The 16,939-nt window shown below is 42.3% G+C and carries 11 protein-coding genes, 2 tRNA genes, 3 rRNA genes and 1 pseudogene; 11 read left to right on the plus strand and 6 right to left on the minus strand.

Annotated features, from left to right (window positions below):
* Window positions 1-148: 148 nt before the first annotated feature.
* Entirely contained in the window at window positions 149-1,033 is an 885-nt protein-coding gene (locus F903_RS02635; RefSeq protein WP_005194409.1) for an MBL fold metallo-hydrolase, read from the plus strand.
* 146 nt (window positions 1,034-1,179) lie between these two features.
* Here F903_RS02635 and dnaK read toward each other — a convergent pair whose 3' ends face one another.
* The 3 genes and pseudogenes from dnaK to F903_RS02650 all read right to left on the minus strand — a co-directional run bounded on the left by dnaK (window position 1,180) and on the right by F903_RS02650 (window position 4,930).
* Window positions 1,180-3,126 carry a molecular chaperone DnaK gene (dnaK, locus tag F903_RS02640; RefSeq protein WP_005194411.1) on the minus strand — a complete coding sequence of 649 codons (1,947 nt, stop codon included), beginning with the start codon at window positions 3,124-3,126 and terminating at the stop codon, window positions 1,180-1,182.
* Between the two features lie 202 nt (window positions 3,127-3,328).
* Complete coding sequence (grpE, locus tag F903_RS02645; protein WP_004672181.1) at window positions 3,329-3,877, minus strand: nucleotide exchange factor GrpE; 549 nt, start codon at window positions 3,875-3,877, stop codon at window positions 3,329-3,331.
* Between the two features lie 94 nt (window positions 3,878-3,971).
* Window positions 3,972-4,930: pseudogene (locus F903_RS02650) on the minus strand (LysR family transcriptional regulator).
* A 108-nt stretch (window positions 4,931-5,038) separates the two neighbouring features.
* Here F903_RS02650 and F903_RS02655 point away from each other — a divergent pair.
* The 10 genes from F903_RS02655 to rrf all read left to right on the plus strand — a co-directional run bounded on the left by F903_RS02655 (window position 5,039) and on the right by rrf (window position 14,825).
* Entirely contained in the window at window positions 5,039-5,902 is an 864-nt protein-coding gene (locus tag F903_RS02655) for an MBL fold metallo-hydrolase (protein WP_005194414.1), read from the plus strand.
* 388 nt (window positions 5,903-6,290) lie between these two features.
* Window positions 6,291-6,521: a hypothetical protein gene (locus F903_RS02660; protein WP_005194415.1), complete on the plus strand. Its 231-nt coding sequence runs from the start codon at window positions 6,291-6,293 to the stop codon at window positions 6,519-6,521.
* Window positions 6,522-6,810: 289 nt separating this feature from the next.
* Window positions 6,811-7,008: a hypothetical protein gene (locus F903_RS02665; RefSeq protein ID WP_005194417.1), complete on the plus strand. Its 198-nt coding sequence runs from the start codon at window positions 6,811-6,813 to the stop codon at window positions 7,006-7,008.
* A 242-nt stretch (window positions 7,009-7,250) separates the two neighbouring features.
* Complete coding sequence (locus F903_RS02670) at window positions 7,251-8,321, plus strand: alpha/beta hydrolase (protein WP_004672170.1); 1,071 nt, start codon at window positions 7,251-7,253, stop codon at window positions 8,319-8,321.
* Window positions 8,322-8,451: 130 nt separating this feature from the next.
* Entirely contained in the window at window positions 8,452-9,009 is a 558-nt protein-coding gene (locus tag F903_RS02675) for a peptidylprolyl isomerase (RefSeq protein WP_004672167.1), read from the plus strand.
* 424 nt (window positions 9,010-9,433) lie between these two features.
* A 16S ribosomal RNA gene (locus F903_RS02680) occupies window positions 9,434-10,971 on the plus strand.
* 61 nt (window positions 10,972-11,032) lie between these two features.
* Window positions 11,033-11,109: transfer RNA gene (locus F903_RS02685), tRNA-Ile, on the plus strand.
* 55 nt (window positions 11,110-11,164) lie between these two features.
* A tRNA-Ala gene (locus F903_RS02690) sits at window positions 11,165-11,240 on the plus strand.
* Between the two features lie 367 nt (window positions 11,241-11,607).
* Window positions 11,608-14,501 (plus strand): 23S ribosomal RNA (locus F903_RS02695).
* Window positions 14,502-14,710: 209 nt separating this feature from the next.
* A 5S ribosomal RNA gene (gene rrf / locus F903_RS02700) occupies window positions 14,711-14,825 on the plus strand.
* Together the 16S, 23S and 5S rRNA genes with 2 tRNA genes alongside form the textbook arrangement of a ribosomal RNA operon.
* A gap of 96 nt (window positions 14,826-14,921) precedes the next feature.
* On the opposite strand, the gene F903_RS02705 is transcribed toward rrf, so the two are convergent.
* The 3 genes from F903_RS02705 to F903_RS02715 form a co-directional block, all read right to left on the minus strand.
* Window positions 14,922-15,467 carry a type 1 glutamine amidotransferase domain-containing protein gene (locus tag F903_RS02705; protein WP_005194420.1) on the minus strand — a complete coding sequence of 182 codons (546 nt, stop codon included), beginning with the start codon at window positions 15,465-15,467 and terminating at the stop codon, window positions 14,922-14,924.
* Between the two features lie 327 nt (window positions 15,468-15,794).
* Window positions 15,795-16,337 carry an NADPH-dependent FMN reductase gene (locus tag F903_RS02710; RefSeq protein WP_005194422.1) on the minus strand — a complete coding sequence of 181 codons (543 nt, stop codon included), beginning with the start codon at window positions 16,335-16,337 and terminating at the stop codon, window positions 15,795-15,797.
* Between the two features lie 118 nt (window positions 16,338-16,455).
* A complete protein-coding gene (locus F903_RS02715) occupies window positions 16,456-16,938 on the minus strand; it encodes an FKBP-type peptidyl-prolyl cis-trans isomerase (protein ID WP_004667902.1) in 483 nt (160 codons plus the stop codon).
* Between the last annotated feature and the right edge of the window lies 1 nt (window position 16,939).

Consider the following 16,939-nt stretch of genomic DNA (forward strand, 5'->3'; position numbering starts at 1 on the left):
AATTATACATAAAGTTTGTGTGTATCAAGTTGGTGATCTGTGATACCGCTCCTTGAGCGCTAACATTGCACTTGTTATGTATGAGTACAGCTGCCATATTTAAGCTGTTCTAAGTAAAAACGGATAAGTAAAATGAAAGGGAATCTAAATGCTGAAATATTTACTCAAAACACCTGATCCGACATGGATAGCTTGCTCTCCAGCCGAAGCGAAAAACGAAAATTTAAAAATTAAATATTTAGGTACAGCAGGTTTTATCCTATCAGATCAATATCGTACTTTGGTTTTGGACCCATTTATTAGTCGTCCAAGCCTATGGCATACACTCACTCAACCTTTGCTCAGTGATCCAGAATTGGTTAAACAATACATTCCACAGGCAGATGATGTGCTGATTGGACATGCACATTATGATCATATTTTGGATGCCCCTGAAGTGTGTAAACAAACAGGCGCACGATTAATTGGATCTAAAGCGAGTCTCATGTATGGACGTTCAGCAGGACTAGCTGAACAGCAGATGCTAGAGACAAAAGGGCGAGAAGTGATTGATTGTGGAAGGTGGCAAGTTATTGGATTGCCTTCGATTCATGGCAAAGCATTATTTGGTCGTGTGCCGTTACCTGGAGACATGACCACACCACCACCTTACCCACCCAAATTTCATCAGCTAAAGCATGGACAAGTCTTTAATTGGTGGATTGATACTGGCAAACTGAGCGTGGTACATATCGATTCAGCGGATTTTATCGAACAAGAATTGCAAGGGCGGCGGGCGGATATCGTTTGTTTATGTGCAATTGGACGTAAATACCGACCAAATTACGTCAGAGATGTGGTGCAACTGCTCAAGCCAAAATATATTATCCCATGCCATTGGGATAGTATGGTGACTCCGATTGATGAGACACCGCAGTTATTACCTGATGTGAATATCCCTGAATTTATAGAAGAAATTAGGGATTGTGGGGTAGTGCCTTTATTTATGCCGATCTTAGGTGAACTGTATTTTGATCAATCTAAATCTACCTAATAGTTACTTTCTAGAAATAAGATTTAATTCATTTATGAAAGTCACAGCCTCACTGTAGCTAAAACTAATTTGAATTTAAGTATTGATATAAAAAATTTAATGCAAAAAAACCGCGCTTTCGCGCGGTCTTTTTTTAGAGCGACAAATTATTTTTTGTCGTCTTTTACTTCTGTGAACTCAGCATCTACAACGCCATCGTCCGCTTTTTGTTGTTGACCCGCATCGCCACCTTGGAATGCATTTGGATCAAAACCTTCAGCACCGCCCGCAGCACCTTGTGCTTGTTCATAAGCACGTTGTGTGATTGGCATCAAGATGTTTTGTAAAGCTTCAGTTTTTGCTTTGATATCTTCAACATCATTTTCTTTTGTTGAAGCTTCAAGTTCAGAAACCGCAGTTTCAATCGCAGTTTTTTCATCAGCAGTCACTTGTTCACCAAGATCTTTCACTGCTTTGTTTGAGCTAGTAATTAAAGCGTCTGCTTCATTACGTGCTTTCGCAAGCTCTTCAAACTTACGGTCTTCTTCTGCATTGATTTCAGCATCTTTGATCATTGCTTCGATTTCAGCATCAGACAAACCTGAGTTTGCTTTAATCTGGATCGACTGCTCTTTACCTGTGCTCTTATCTTTCGCAGATACTTTTAAGATACCATCAGCGTTGATATCGAATGAAACTTCAATTTGCGGCACACCACGTGGAGCAGGTGGGATGTCGCCGAGTTGGAAGTTACCTAACAATTTGTTTTGCTGAGCCATTTTACGTTCACCTTGGAACACAGAAATGTCTACAGCAGGTTGGTTGTCAGCAGCAGTTGAGAACACTTGTGATTTCTTCGCAGGAATCGTGGTGTTTTTCTCAATAATTGCAGTTAACACGCCACCCATTGTTTCGATACCAAGGGTTAATGGTGTTACGTCGAGTAAAAGTACGTCATTCTTGTCACCAGACAATACCGCACCTTGAATCGCAGCACCCATTGCCACAGCTTCGTCAGGGTTCACGTCTTTACGTGGCTCTTTACCAAAGAATTCTTGTACTTTTTGTTGTACAAGTGGCATACGAGACTGACCACCAACTAAGATCACGTCTGAAATTTCAGAGGTTGAAAGTCCAGCATCTTTAAGTGCGATACGGCAAGGTTCAATGGTACGAGCAACTAAGTCTGCAACCAAACCTTCAAGTTTTGCACGTGTAACGTTGATCACTAAGTGCTTAGGACCAGTCGCATCAGCAGTGATGTATGGAAGGTTGATTTCAGTTGCGTTTGATGAAGAAAGCTCGATTTTTGCTTTCTCAGCTGCTTCTTTTAAACGTTGTAACGCAAGTGGATCATTTTTCAGATTCACACTTTGTTCTTTCTTAAATTCTTCAACCAAGTATTCGATCAATGCGTTATCAAAGTCTTCACCACCAAGGAAAGTATCACCATTGGTTGACAGTACTTCGATTTGTTGGTCGCCATCAAGGTCTGCGATTTCGATGATTGATACGTCAAACGTACCGCCACCTAAGTCATAAACCGCGATTTTACGATCGCCTTCTTTTTTGTCCATACCGAACGCAAGTGCAGCAGCAGTTGGTTCGTTAATGATACGTTTAACATCAAGACCCGCAATACGACCCGCATCTTTAGTTGCTTGACGTTGTGCATCGTTGAAGTAAGCAGGAACAGTAATAACCGCTTCTGTTACAGTTTCACCTAAATAATCTTCTGCAGTTTTTTTCATCTTTTTCAAGATTTCAGCAGAAATTTGTTGAGGTGCTAATTTTTTATCATTCACTTCAACCCAAGCATCACCGTTGTCAGCTTTGATGATTTTGTAAGGTACAAGACCGATGTCTTTTTGTACCGCAGCATCTTCATAGCGACGACCAATTAAACGCTTGATTGCGAATAATGTATTTTTTGGGTTAGTTACAGCCTGACGTTTTGCACTTTGACCAACCAAGATCTCGCCATCTTTATAGGCAATGATTGATGGAGTTGTGCGTGCGCCTTCTGCATTATCGATTACTTTTACTTTATCGCCTTCAAGTACAGCAACACATGAGTTGGTAGTACCTAAGTCAATACCAATAATTTTCGCCATTTGGTGTGTTCCTCTAAAATTTTTTGAATCCCCTCATTTCCACCCTTAATTAAGGGGCTGAAAAGCGTTGCTTCCGAAAGGGGATTTGCTTGTTATTCGATATGAGAGTCATTCGGTTTTTTTCAAGCATTTTTATGAAAAAAAATCAAAAAACTCTCAAATTCTTTGTACTTTGAGCAAATTTACAGGTTGCTCTTGTGCATTATTGACCAACCATGACCATCGCTGGACGCAAGAGACGACCAGACAAGGTATAACCTTTTTGTAGTACCGTGCCGATTTCACCTGCTTTGGCATTTGGGTCAAGACCGACTGCTTGGTGATGATCTGCATTGAAGCCATTGGTAGTATCTACTGCCACCACATCAAATTTTTCGAGTGTGGTGAGCAATGATTTCAAGGTCAGTTGCACACCTTCAAGTAAAGGCGACTGCTCATCGCCCGCAGCTTGAATCGCGCGCTCAAGGTTGTCGACCGAGTCGAGTAAATCTTTGGCAAATTTTTCTAAAGCAAATTTTTTCGCAGTTTCAGCTTCACGCTCTAAACGTTCTTTCACTTTTTCTGCTTCATAGGTTGCATTCGCTGCACGTGCTTTTTCTAGTTTTAAACCTTCTGCAAGTGTGGTGATTTGCGCTTGTAAATCTTCAACGCTAAGCTCGTTTGTTGCTTGCTCTACACCTTCAGTTTGAGTTTGTTCAGGTTGTTGCTCATTTTGAATGTCTTGAGCTTGCTCATTGTGCTCATTAGCCATTGATGATCTCCGTTTAAAAAAGTTCTTAAACATGTACAGTCCTTTTGGCGTGAATGCTCATAGGATCAAACCCGAACTGCCACATATTGGTCATTCATAGATATGGATGAAGTATGGGCAACCCGACAAAATTCAAGCGTTCAGGTCGATTTAAATCTTTTAATTTTGCTGATCTAGGTAAAAATTTAAGTTTTCGATCACGAAAGCAATAAATTCTTGGGTTATTTTTGGTAAATGTTGTCTAGATGCATAGACTAAAGACAAAGTCAGATCGGGTGCAGAAAAATCTGTAAACACCTGTTGCAGACGGTTAGCTGCGATATCTTGACGGACGAGGAACGTCGGCAACATGGCGATCCCTTGCGCTGCGAGGCACATTTGATACAGCGCAATCACGTCATTGCTTTTAAAGGTCACATTTAAGGGGTAGTTCTGAGGTTGTTGATCTTGATCAAACAAAGTCCAATATTGATTATGAGTATAGTGGGCAATACATTCATGCTGAATCAATTGGCTGGGGTGTGAAAGGGCCGTATGATCTTTTAGATAATGTGGATGAGCACAAAAAATAGAGCCAATTTGACAGACGGGACGTGCAATTAGTCCATCAGCGACTTTTTGAGTAATGCGGAGTGCGAGATCAACCTGTGCATCGATCAAATCAACGGTATTTTCAGTCAAATACACATCAAATTGGATATGAGGATAGCGCTTTTTAAACTGTCGAATACATTCATTCACCCCGAGCTGAAATAAAAATAAGCCACAGGTAAAGCGGATCGTACCTGTATGTTGCTCTGGAGCAGCCAAGCCGGCTAATAGTTGTTGCTGCTGTAAAATATTTTCGCAATACACCAGTGCTTTTTCGCCAGCAGGTGTCAGTGATACTTTACGCGTGTTACGTTGAAACAGTCGAGTTGAAAAGGTTTGTTCGAGGTGTTCCAGATAACGAGACACCATCGCTTTAGAATAATCTAAATGTTCTGCGGCTTTACTGAGATTGCCTTGATGTGCAATGCAAACAAAGACCTGAATGGCTTTTAATGTATCCATATTTATTTTTGATTGTTGCAAGATATGCAACATTTTATCTTAATTTAGGCTGTTTATTCAGTAGTAAATGCAATTTATAGTGTTTTCTATCAGATTGGAGATGAAAAAATGAACATGAAACCTTATGCAATTGCATTCACTGCATTATCAACACTCGCGGCAGCATCAAACACCTTCGCACAAGAATTAAAAATTCAAAATTTTCTGGCGAAACCTGAGCACTTTGGAGTCACGTCAACTTTAATTGAAGGTGATAAAGAAGTTTTATTGGTCAATGCACAATTTTCTAAATCAGAAGCTTTGCGTGTCGCGGCTGACATCCTTGATAGCGGTAAAACGTTAAAAACGATTTTTGTGAGTTATGGTGATCCAGACTTTTACTTTGGTTTAGATGTATTTAAGCAATACTTCCCAAATGTACAAATCATTGCGACGCCTGAAACCGTTAAACATATTCAAGATACACAAGCTTTGAAAGTGCAGTATTGGGGACCTAAAATGGGCGCCAATGCACCGACTCAAATTATCATTCCTCAAGCCTATACAGCGAAAACCTTAAAGTTTGAAAATGAAAGCATTGAAATTAAGGGTAAAAAAGAGCTGACGTATTTGTGGATCCCAAGTGCTAAAGCGGTTGTGGGTGGGATTCCAGTTTCATCAGGAATTCATTTATGGATGGCTGATACTCCGACCACAAAAGACCGTGCTGAGGTGATTCAGGCTTTAGAAAGTATCAAAGCATTAAAACCGACAACTGTGGTACCAGCACATATGAAAGCAGGGGCGGCTGAAGGTTTAGATGCAGTGAACTTCTCGATTGACTATTTAAAGCAATATGAGAAAGCGGTGAAAGCCACGAAAGACTCAGCCCAGTTAATACAATCCATGCAAAAACAATATCCAGCTTTAGGTGAGTCTGATAGTTTGGATTTGGGTGCAAAAGTGGTAAAAGGTGAAATGCAGTGGCCGTAAATTTATGGTCGAAAAACATAAAAACCGTGGCTTAGACCACGGTTTTTTATTGGTGCTTAATTCATTATCAATAAAAACTACGCAATTGTAATCTTTTAAGACGGTTGTACAGTATTTCTATGAATTATAAAAACATAATATAAACAACAATTTGCGATATAGAGCCAAAATAAAAATAAAAAAATGCTGTATTAATAGTTATTTAGTAAGGCTGTTTAAATGAAAAGATATGTGAATTGTGAAGACGGCTGATATAAGAAAAATTGCAAAATAATGCAGCTTCCACTACAAACTACAACCAATCCGCATCACGTCTGAGAAAAAAATTGTGAATCATAGGCAACGCAAAGGCGACTTTGCTTTTTGTCATAATGAAAGGAAGTAAGCAATGAAAAAATTAGCATTGATTTCAATGGTTGTAACAGGTGTAGCATTCACAGCGGTAGGTTGTACATCTCAAGGCGGTGTAGAAGCTTCTGGTTCTGCTCAAACCAGCGCAAGCCCAACTGGCGCGCAAGCTGGTGTAGGCATACAAGCGGATACTTCTATGGGTGTTGAGTCAGCTAGCCCATCTGCTGACGTATCTGGTGCGGTTGATGCTGAGGCATCAGTACAATAATCTAAACTTAGTCGGGCAATAGATTGTCTGTTGATGCCAGCAGATCACTCTAAACATATACTGCTATATATGATGCTCTTAAGTGATACAGATTAATTGGTAAATAAAAACTAGAATCAATAAAATGATTCTAGTTTTTTTACTTTTAGAGCGAATTTAAAACGCATAAAGATTTGCCAAACTGACAGTAAAAATAAGCCATGTGGACTTGTAGATTGATAGACAAAACAGCAATGATGATATTTCACAAACCAAATTGTTTGTATTGATCTAATCGAGAGAAAAATTTATGAAACAGTTCACTTTCATTTCGCTACTGTGTATTGCGTTAAGCCCAATGGTTGGTTGTGTTTCTGTGGAGGCAACTGGTTCTACAAATGTGGGGGTTGGTTCTCATGGTGTTAAAACAGGTGCTGGCGTAAAGGCACAAGTCCAACCAGGACAAGTTGGAGTTAATGTCTCAGGTTCAGCATCGGCTGGTCGTTAATAAAAATATAGACGTGATAAAAACTCAAAAAGCGGAATTTTGTTTTTTGAGTTTTTTATTTCTCATCAACGCAAAAATATTGATTGACCTAAAAATAGTATATAGATAAGCAGAATGGGTAATGACTTTTGCAGATCAGCCATTTAGCTTAGATTTTATTTTTAAATTCTTGATCTATGACTTTATAAGGGCATATAGTCGAATAGAACAAGAATGATGGACAACATGAGAAGGGGAAAAACGTGACAGCATTACCTCAAAAAATTCAAACAATTTTAGATAATGGACAAGGTCCTGCTGCACGAGTGCTGGATAAGCTGCCTAAAATCGTACAAGAGTCTCTCGCTAAGGTTTTAGGCTATGCATATCAGTACCCAGATTTGGATGCATTTACCAAATGTTTGATGGCCGTCCAAATTAAACAGGGACGTATTGGTTTTTTGAGTGACGATCCGATCGAGTCAAGACGCCAATTTGATGCGCAGATGTTGGCTATATTAAATAAGCCGACTTCGATTGAATCGGTTGAAGATATTCGATTACCTTTGCAAAGTGGAACGGTTTTTGCCCGTCACTTTCACCCAGCGCCAAACAAAAAACTACCGATGATTGTTTTTTATCATGGCGGTGGTTTTGTCGTAGGTGGTTTGGACACACATGATGAAGCATGCCGCTTAATCGCGAAATACGCAAAAGTACAAGTCTTGAGTATTGATTATCCGCTTGCACCAGAAGCATCACCGCAACTACTGATTAAATCATGTGAAGATGCTTTGGCTTGGGTTTATCAGAATCGTCGCCAACTCAAGATCTATAAAAATCGTATTGCGGTTGCTGGCGACAGTGCTGGTGGCAATATCAGTACCGTTGTGGCACAGCACACAGTGGGCAAGGCATACGCACCACAAGCACAACTGTTAATTTATCCAACTGTAGATTTTAAAAGTAGACACCCATCTTTCTATGCGTATGGTCAAGGCTTAGTGTTGACCAGTAAGGATGTGGATTATGTGACAGACTATTATGTGACACAGCACAACGTTGCTTTAGATGATCCGCTTGTTTCACCTACCTATGGCAACCTTCGCAAGCTTGCACCTGCATACGTACTTACGGCTGGGCACGACTTACTCCATGATGAAGGGGAGATCTATAGTCATAAACTCAGACAAAGCGGCGTCAAAGTTCAATATGTCAATTATGTTGATCAGACTCATGGTTTTATCAACCTAACCCCAATTTCAAGCAAAGCTAAACGTAATACGATTGAGCTTGCGAGAAACTTTAGAAAATTTTGGGATAAACATAGTTAATTTGCCGATGAACCTATGTTTCACGTGAAACATAGGTGTTGTTTAGCGTAACAAATAAAAATAGCAAAAATGAATTTGTAAAACTAAGATGAATGTCCACAAAAAACCTATTTTCAAGTTGAGAAAAGCAATGATGAAAACGTTGTTCATTACAACAAGTTTACTTTTGGCCAGTGGTCATTTATTTGCAAATACAATGGTTGAAATGAAAACCAGCATGGGGAATGTTGAAATAGAGCTTTTTGATGATAAAGCTCCTGTGTCAGCGAAGAATTTTGAAAGCTATGTTAAAAGCAACTTCTATACAGGTACGATCTTCCATCGTGTGATTCCTGGATTTATGGTTCAGGGCGGTGGTTTAGATGAGAATATGGTTGAGAAGAAAACAAAAGCACCTATTGTGAATGAAGCAGATAATGGTCTGAAGAATACCCGTGGCACATTAGCGATGGCTCGAACCAATAACCCTAACTCTGCAACGAGTCAATTTTTTATAAATGTTGCTGATAACAGTTTCCTCAATCGTTCACAAAGAGATGCTGGCTATGCAGTGTTTGGTAAAGTGACTAAGGGTATGGAGGTGATTGATAAAATCGTAAATGTACCTACAGGAAACCAAGGAATGCATCAAAATGTACCAAAACAACCGGTTAAAATCATAAGTGTTCAGATAAAGAGCAAAAAGTAAAAAATAAGGAAGAAATATAAAATTAATATTTCTTCCTTAATATCATTTGTTTATGATGTTTTTGGTGGTTTGTTGTGCAGGCTTTGGTCTAAAAAAGCAACACTCAATAAATCATATGTTTAAAAAGACTTGCGCACCAAAAAAAATCTCCTATAATGCACACATCCCGACGCGATGAAGCAAACAGAACTTAGCTTTACTGGTTAAGTTTATGAGTATTTATTGCGTTGATTTGCCACTGATGAGGTGGTGAAAAATTCATTAAGAATTGAAGAAGAACAACTTGTGTGGATTTTTACTGGTTAATCGATCGAAATTATTTTCATTGATTAGATGGTAGAAATTACTCGAAGTTTATTTGAGAAATATTTGTCAGAAAATTGATGAGCCAAGATTGGTACCCTTTAAAGGTACTACTGATTTTAAACTGAAGAGTTTGATCATGGCTCAGATTGAACGCTGGCGGCAGGCTTAACACATGCAAGTCGAGCGGGGTGATGTAGCTTGCTACATTACCTAGCGGCGGACGGGTGAGTAATGCTTAGGAATCTGCCTATTAGTGGGGGACAACATTCCGAAAGGGATGCTAATACCGCATACGTCCTACGGGAGAAAGCAGGGGACCTTCGGGCCTTGCGCTAATAGATGAGCCTAAGTCGGATTAGCTAGTTGGTGGGGTAAAGGCCTACCAAGGCGACGATCTGTAGCGGGTCTGAGAGGATGATCCGCCACACTGGGACTGAGACACGGCCCAGACTCCTACGGGAGGCAGCAGTGGGGAATATTGGACAATGGGGGGAACCCTGATCCAGCCATGCCGCGTGTGTGAAGAAGGCCTTATGGTTGTAAAGCACTTTAAGCGAGGAGGAGGCTACCTAGATTAATACTCTAGGATAGTGGACGTTACTCGCAGAATAAGCACCGGCTAACTCTGTGCCAGCAGCCGCGGTAATACAGAGGGTGCGAGCGTTAATCGGATTTACTGGGCGTAAAGCGTGCGTAGGTGGCTAATTAAGTCAAATGTGAAATCCCCGAGCTTAACTTGGGAATTGCATTCGATACTGGTTAGCTAGAGTATGGGAGAGGATGGTAGAATTCCAGGTGTAGCGGTGAAATGCGTAGAGATCTGGAGGAATACCGATGGCGAAGGCAGCCATCTGGCCTAATACTGACACTGAGGTACGAAAGCATGGGGAGCAAACAGGATTAGATACCCTGGTAGTCCATGCCGTAAACGATGTCTACTAGCCGTTGGGGTCTTTGAGACTTTAGTGGCGCAGCTAACGCGATAAGTAGACCGCCTGGGGAGTACGGTCGCAAGACTAAAACTCAAATGAATTGACGGGGGCCCGCACAAGCGGTGGAGCATGTGGTTTAATTCGATGCAACGCGAAGAACCTTACCTGGCCTTGACATAGTAGAAACTTTCCAGAGATGGATTGGTGCCTTCGGGAATCTACATACAGGTGCTGCATGGCTGTCGTCAGCTCGTGTCGTGAGATGTTGGGTTAAGTCCCGCAACGAGCGCAACCCTTTTCCTTATTTGCCAGCGGGTAATGCCGGGAACTTTAAGGATACTGCCAGTGACAAACTGGAGGAAGGCGGGGACGACGTCAAGTCATCATGGCCCTTACGGCCAGGGCTACACACGTGCTACAATGGTCGGTACAAAGGGTTGCTACCTAGCGATAGGATGCTAATCTCAAAAAGCCGATCGTAGTCCGGATTGGAGTCTGCAACTCGACTCCATGAAGTCGGAATCGCTAGTAATCGCGGATCAGAATGCCGCGGTGAATACGTTCCCGGGCCTTGTACACACCGCCCGTCACACCATGGGAGTTTGTTGCACCAGAAGTAGCTAGCCTAACTGCAAAGAGGGCGGTTACCACGGTGTGGCCGATGACTGGGGTGAAGTCGTAACAAGGTAGCCGTAGGGGAACCTGCGGCTGGATCACCTCCTTAACGAAAGATTGATGGCCGGTAAGAATCCACAACAAGTTGTTCTTCTTGAAGATATATCTGAGGGTCTGTAGCTCAGTTGGTTAGAGCACACGCTTGATAAGCGTGGGGTCACAAGTTCAAGTCTTGTCAGACCCACCAAATCTGATCGCTAAAGCTGAAAGATTTAAGGATATAGAATTCACAATGATAAGCTGGGGACTTAGCTTAGTTGGTAGAGCGCCTGCTTTGCACGCAGGAGGTCAGGAGTTCGACTCTCCTAGTCTCCACCACGTACTTTACGGAGTACGGGCTAAAGATTACAGAATTTAGTGAATAAGAAGATCGAATGATCTTGGTTTATTAAGTTCTGTGATTTATCACAGTTTAATGTAGCTGACGAGGTTACATTAATTCATTAACAGATTAGTAGAATTGAGTCTGAAATAAATTGTTCAAAACTCGATTAATATGATTTTAACGGTAATACGAAAGTGTTGCAGTTAGATGAAAGATTAATGCGAGAACTAGCGATTAACTGAATCAAGCGTTTTGGTATATGAATTAGATTGAAGCTGTACGGTGCTTAAGTGCACAGTGCGTCAAACTGAAATGTTGAAGTTACTACTTGTAGGTAACGTCGACTGTTTGGGGTTGTATAGTCAAGTAATTAAGTGCATGTGGTGGATGCCTTGGCAGTCAGAGGCGATGAAAGACGTAATAGCCTGCGATAAGCTCCGGGGAGGCGGCAAATATCCTTTGATCCGGAGATTTCTGAATGGGGGAACCCACTTACCACAAGGTAGGTATTGCATACTGAATACATAGGTATGCAAGGCGAACGAGGGGAAGTGAAACATCTCAGTACCCTTAGGAAAAGAAATCAATTGAGATTCCCTTAGTAGCGGCGAGCGAACGGGGATCAGCCCATTAAGTTGTATGTGTTCTAGTGGAACGCTCTGGGAAGTGCGAACGTAGAGGGTGATATTCCCGTACACGAAAGGGCACATACAATGATGACGAGTAGGGCGAGGCACGTGAAACCTTGTCTGAATATGGGGGGACCATCCTCCAAGGCTAAATACTCCTGACTGACCGATAGTGAACCAGTACCGTGAGGGAAAGGCGAAAAGAACCCCTGTGAGGGGAGTGAAATAGATCCTGAAACCGCATGCATACAAGCAGTGGGAGCCAACTTGTTTGGTGACTGCGTACCTTTTGTATAATGGGTCAGCGACTTACATTCAGTAGCAAGGTTAACCGAATAGGGGAGCCGTAGAGAAATCGAGTCTTAATAGGGCGTTTAGTTGCTGGGTGTAGACCCGAAACCAGGCGATCTATCCATGAGCAGGTTGAAGGTTGGGTAACACTAACTGGAGGACCGAACCCACTGTCGTTGAAAAGCCAGGGGATGACTTGTGGATAGGGGTGAAAGGCTAATCAAGCCTGGTGATAGCTGGTTCTCCCCGAAAGCTATTTAGGTAGCGCCTCGGACGAATACCATTGGGGGTAGAGCACTGTTTCGGCTAGGGGGTCATCCCGACTTACCAAACCGATGCAAACTCCGAATACCAATGAGTACTATCCGGGAGACAGACTGCGGGTGCTAACGTCCGTAGTCAAGAGGAAAACAATCCAGACCGCCAGCTAAGGCCCCAAAATCATAGTTAAGTGGGAAACGATGTGGGAAGGCATAGACAGCTAGGAGGTTGGCTTAGAAGCAGCCACCCTTTAAAGAAAGCGTAATAGCTCACTAGTCGAGTCGGCCTGCGCGGAAGATGTAACGGGGCTAAAACTATGTGCCGAAGCTGCGGATGTAACTTTTAAGTTACGTGGTAGGGGAGCGTTCTGTAAGCCGATGAAGGTGTATTGAGAAGTATGCTGGAGGTATCAGAAGTGCGAATGCTGACGTGAGTAACGACAAAACGGGTGAAAAACCCGTTCGCTGAAAGACCAAGGGTTCCAGTCCAACGTTAATCGGGGCTGGGTGAGTCGACCCCTAAGGCGAGGCCGAGAGGCGTAGTCGATGGGAAATTGGTTAATATTCCAATACTTCTGTGTAATGCGATGAGAGGACGGAGAAGGTTAAGTCAGCCTGGCGTTGGTTGTCCAGGTGGAAGACAGTAGGCATGCATCTTAGGCAAATCCGGGGTGCTCTATGCTGAGAGTCGATAGCAAGCTGTACTTGTACAGTGAAGTGGCTGATACCATGCTTCCAGGAAAAGTCTCTAAGCTTCAGTTACACAGGAATCGTACCCTAAACCGACACAGGTGGTCAGGTCGAGTAGACCAAAGCGCTTGAGAGAACTCTGCTGAAGGAACTAGGCAAAATGGTACCGTAACTTCGGGAGAAGGTACGCTGCTGACGGTGATGATCCTTGCGGTCTGAGCTATTGGCAGCCACAGAAACCAGGCCGCTGCAACTGTTTATTAAAAACATAGCACTCTGCAAACACGAAAGTGGACGTATAGGGTGTGATGCCTGCCCGGTGCTGGAAGGTTAATTGATGGGGTTAGCGTAAGCGAAGCTCTTGATCGAAGCCCCAGTAAACGGCGGCCGTAACTATAACGGTCCTAAGGTAGCGAAATTCCTTGTCGGGTAAGTTCCGACCTGCACGAATGGCATAATGATGGCGGCGCTGTCTCCAGCAGAGGCTCAGTGAAATCGAATTCGCCGTGAAGATGCGGTGTACCCGCGGCTAGACGGAAAGACCCCGTGAACCTTTACTGCAGCTTGACATTGAACTTTGACCTTACTTGTGTAGGATAGGTGGGAGGCTTTGAAGTTAGAACGCTAGTTCTAATGGAGCCATCCTTGAAATACCACCCTGGTAATGTTGAGGTTCTAACTCTGCCCCGTAATCCGGGGCGAGGACCATGTCTGGTGGGTAGTTTGACTGGGGCGGTCTCCTCCTAAAGAGTAACGGAGGAGTACGAAGGTGCGCTCAGCGTGGTCGGAAATCACGCGTAGAGTATAAAGGCAAAAGCGCGCTTAACTGCGAGACCCACAAGTCGAGCAGGTACGAAAGTAGGTCTTAGTGATCCGGTGGTTCTGTATGGAAGGGCCATCGCTCAACGGATAAAAGGTACTCTGGGGATAACAGGCTGATACCGCCCAAGAGTTCATATCGACGGCGGTGTTTGGCACCTCGATGTCGGCTCATCTCATCCTGGGGCTGAAGCAGGTCCCAAGGGTATGGCTGTTCGCCATTTAAAGAGGTACGCGAGCTGGGTTTAGAACGTCGTGAGACAGTTCGGTCCCTATCTACCGTGGGCGCTGGAAATTTGAGAGGATCTGCTCCTAGTACGAGAGGACCAGAGTGGACGAACCTCTGGTGTACCGGTTGTCACGCCAGTGGCATCGCCGGGTAGCTATGTTCGGAAGGGATAACCGCTGAAAGCATCTAAGCGGGAAGCCTACCTCAAGATAAGATTTCCCTAGGACTTTATGTCCTCTAAAGAGCCGTTCGAGACTAGGACGTTGATAGGTTGGATGTGGAAGTACGGTGACGTATGAAGCTGACCAATACTAATTGCTCGTGAGGCTTGACTATACAACACCCAAGCAGTTGTATATAAAGCATCAATTCGATTCATAAAACATCAATTCATCTTGATTTAGTGAAATAGCTAGATATAATGAACACCGTAAAAACAGACTTAATATACTAATCCGTTAATAACTCTTTGGTTCGTAAGTAAGGCACACACTGTGAAATTTAACTCACAACGTGATTAAGACCCCAAAGCACCACAACAGTTTGCTGGCGACAATAGCAAGAGTGAACCACCTGATCCCTTCCCGAACTCAGAAGTGAAACCTCTTCGCGCTGATGGTAGTGTGGCACTTGCCATGTGAGAGTAAGTCATCGCCAGCTTTTAAATCTAAACACCCCCAACCTAGCGGTTGGGGGTGTTTTTATTGGGGAGTGAAAAGTAAAATTATTAGTAGAAAAATAAACTAAACTTTAATCTTAGGTTTGAGTAAGCTCTTTTAGAATTGCTTCGTTAAATTGCGGAATGTCATCTGGGCAACGTGAGGTAATCAGAGGCCAGTCATTGGTGTTGCAGCGATGTACAGCTTCATTCACCCAATTCGCTCCTGCATTCTCAAGATCTAAGCGAATACTTTTATATGAGGTTAGATTCTTATCTTTGATTCGCTCTGCATTGATTAGAACCCAAGGTGCATGACAAATTGCAGCAATAGGTTTTTTCTGATTAGTAAAATATTGAATAATTTTATGTGCTGTTTCATTGAGGCGAAGGCTATCTGCATTTACAGTACCGCCCGGAATGATCAAAATTTCATAATCTTCTGCTGAAACCTGATCTAAAGAAGTTTGAGGGGAATAGCTAGGTCCTATTTCTTTATCACTTTTCACTGTTTGTACTGTTTGAGATGTCTCTGCGGCATGTATGACTTCAACCCCTTTAGTTTTTAAGAACTCAAGGGGCTGGATAAGTTCATCGTGTTCAACACCAAAATTTGAAGTTATAAATAATGCTTTTTTAGCCATCGTAGTTTCTCCTCGAGATTACTTTTAGTTAGGTTAGCAATGCAAAAGCGGGAGAAATGTAGTGCTTTAAGTGGCAGATTGTATCTTAAGAGACAAGATGTCTAGTTCTGTTACATCCTAATAAAAGTAATAAAAAAAGCCCCATCGTCCTGACGGGGCTTTTTCGTATTTAGTTTATTGTCGTTTATTTCCTATAAACAACCACTTCCTGTGGGTCTTGTTATTCTGAAGGAGACTTCCTGTCTCTGTATGCTTTGTATATTAAAGTGAATACGGGGCACTGTATATTCGTCAATAACCCCGATCCATGTAAGTTCAGGCTTACAGCTAAGCTGAATGATATTTCTGTAATTTCTCAACCATTCCTTTTAAACCTTTCACCTCAAACTCATTTGCTTCAAAGGTTTGTTCTTTATTACGTTTGAAAATATCCCGAATTTCTAAGGTCGCATTAGAATCAATCATGCCAAGTTGTGTACCCACCTGACGGATCTGATCAATTGAACGAGAGCCATTGGTTGAGCCATAACCGATGTAAGCAGCAGGTTTACCTTGCCATTCCTTACCTAAGTAGTCCAATGCATTCTTAAGTGCTGGGCTATAACCATGATTATATTCAGGGCTAATCAAGATAAAAGCATCAGCAGTCGCAATTTTATCGGCCCACTGTTGTTGTTTGGGTTGATCATAAATCCCTGAGGCAGGAGGGTGAGCACCTGCAAAAATAGGCAGATCCCATTCTTTCAAGTCTACGATTTCTGTTTGGATGTTTTCCAATGAAAATGCTGTAATCGCCTGCTGTAGCCAATTAGCAACTTTAATCGCAGTGCGTCCTTCACGAACACTTCCAACAATAATATGAATGAGCATTTATTAATTCCTATAATTTATTTGTTTGACGATTTAATTTTCACGAATATGAGAAGGTCTAAATAATCTTATACTTATCTTGAGGGATAAAAAAAGCTCTCATTTGAGAGCTTTTGTATTACATCAGTTTAATGGCTTGCTGACCCGCAGGAGTGACTTTAAAGATTTCGACCTCAAAAGTAATGTTTTTCCCTGCCAGTGGGTGATTAAAATCGATCTCTGTGATGTCATCATTGACTGATTTCACGATACCAAACAAGCTTGCTTTGGCTTTATCTTCGAACTCAATCATATGACCAACGATTGGAGGTTGTTCAAACTTTACTGTATCAAAGGTTTGTATATTTTCAGGATTCCAAGGACCAAAAGCATCTTCAGGTGGCAAATGTACGGTACGACGGTCGCCTGCACGTAAGCCAAATAAAGCCTTTTCAAATCCAGGTAACAAGTTACCATCACCAATCACAAGACTAACCGGTTCTTCACGACCGCGTGTGTTGTCAATCTCAACGCCATTTTCAATCGAAACAGAAAAATGCAAATCGACCTTTGAGCCATCTTGGATACGGGTTTCTTCGTTTGGTTGGATAATGTCAGTCATG

It is taken from the genome of Acinetobacter sp. NIPH 298 (assembly GCF_000369505.1).
GTDB lineage: Bacteria > Pseudomonadota > Gammaproteobacteria > Pseudomonadales > Moraxellaceae > Acinetobacter.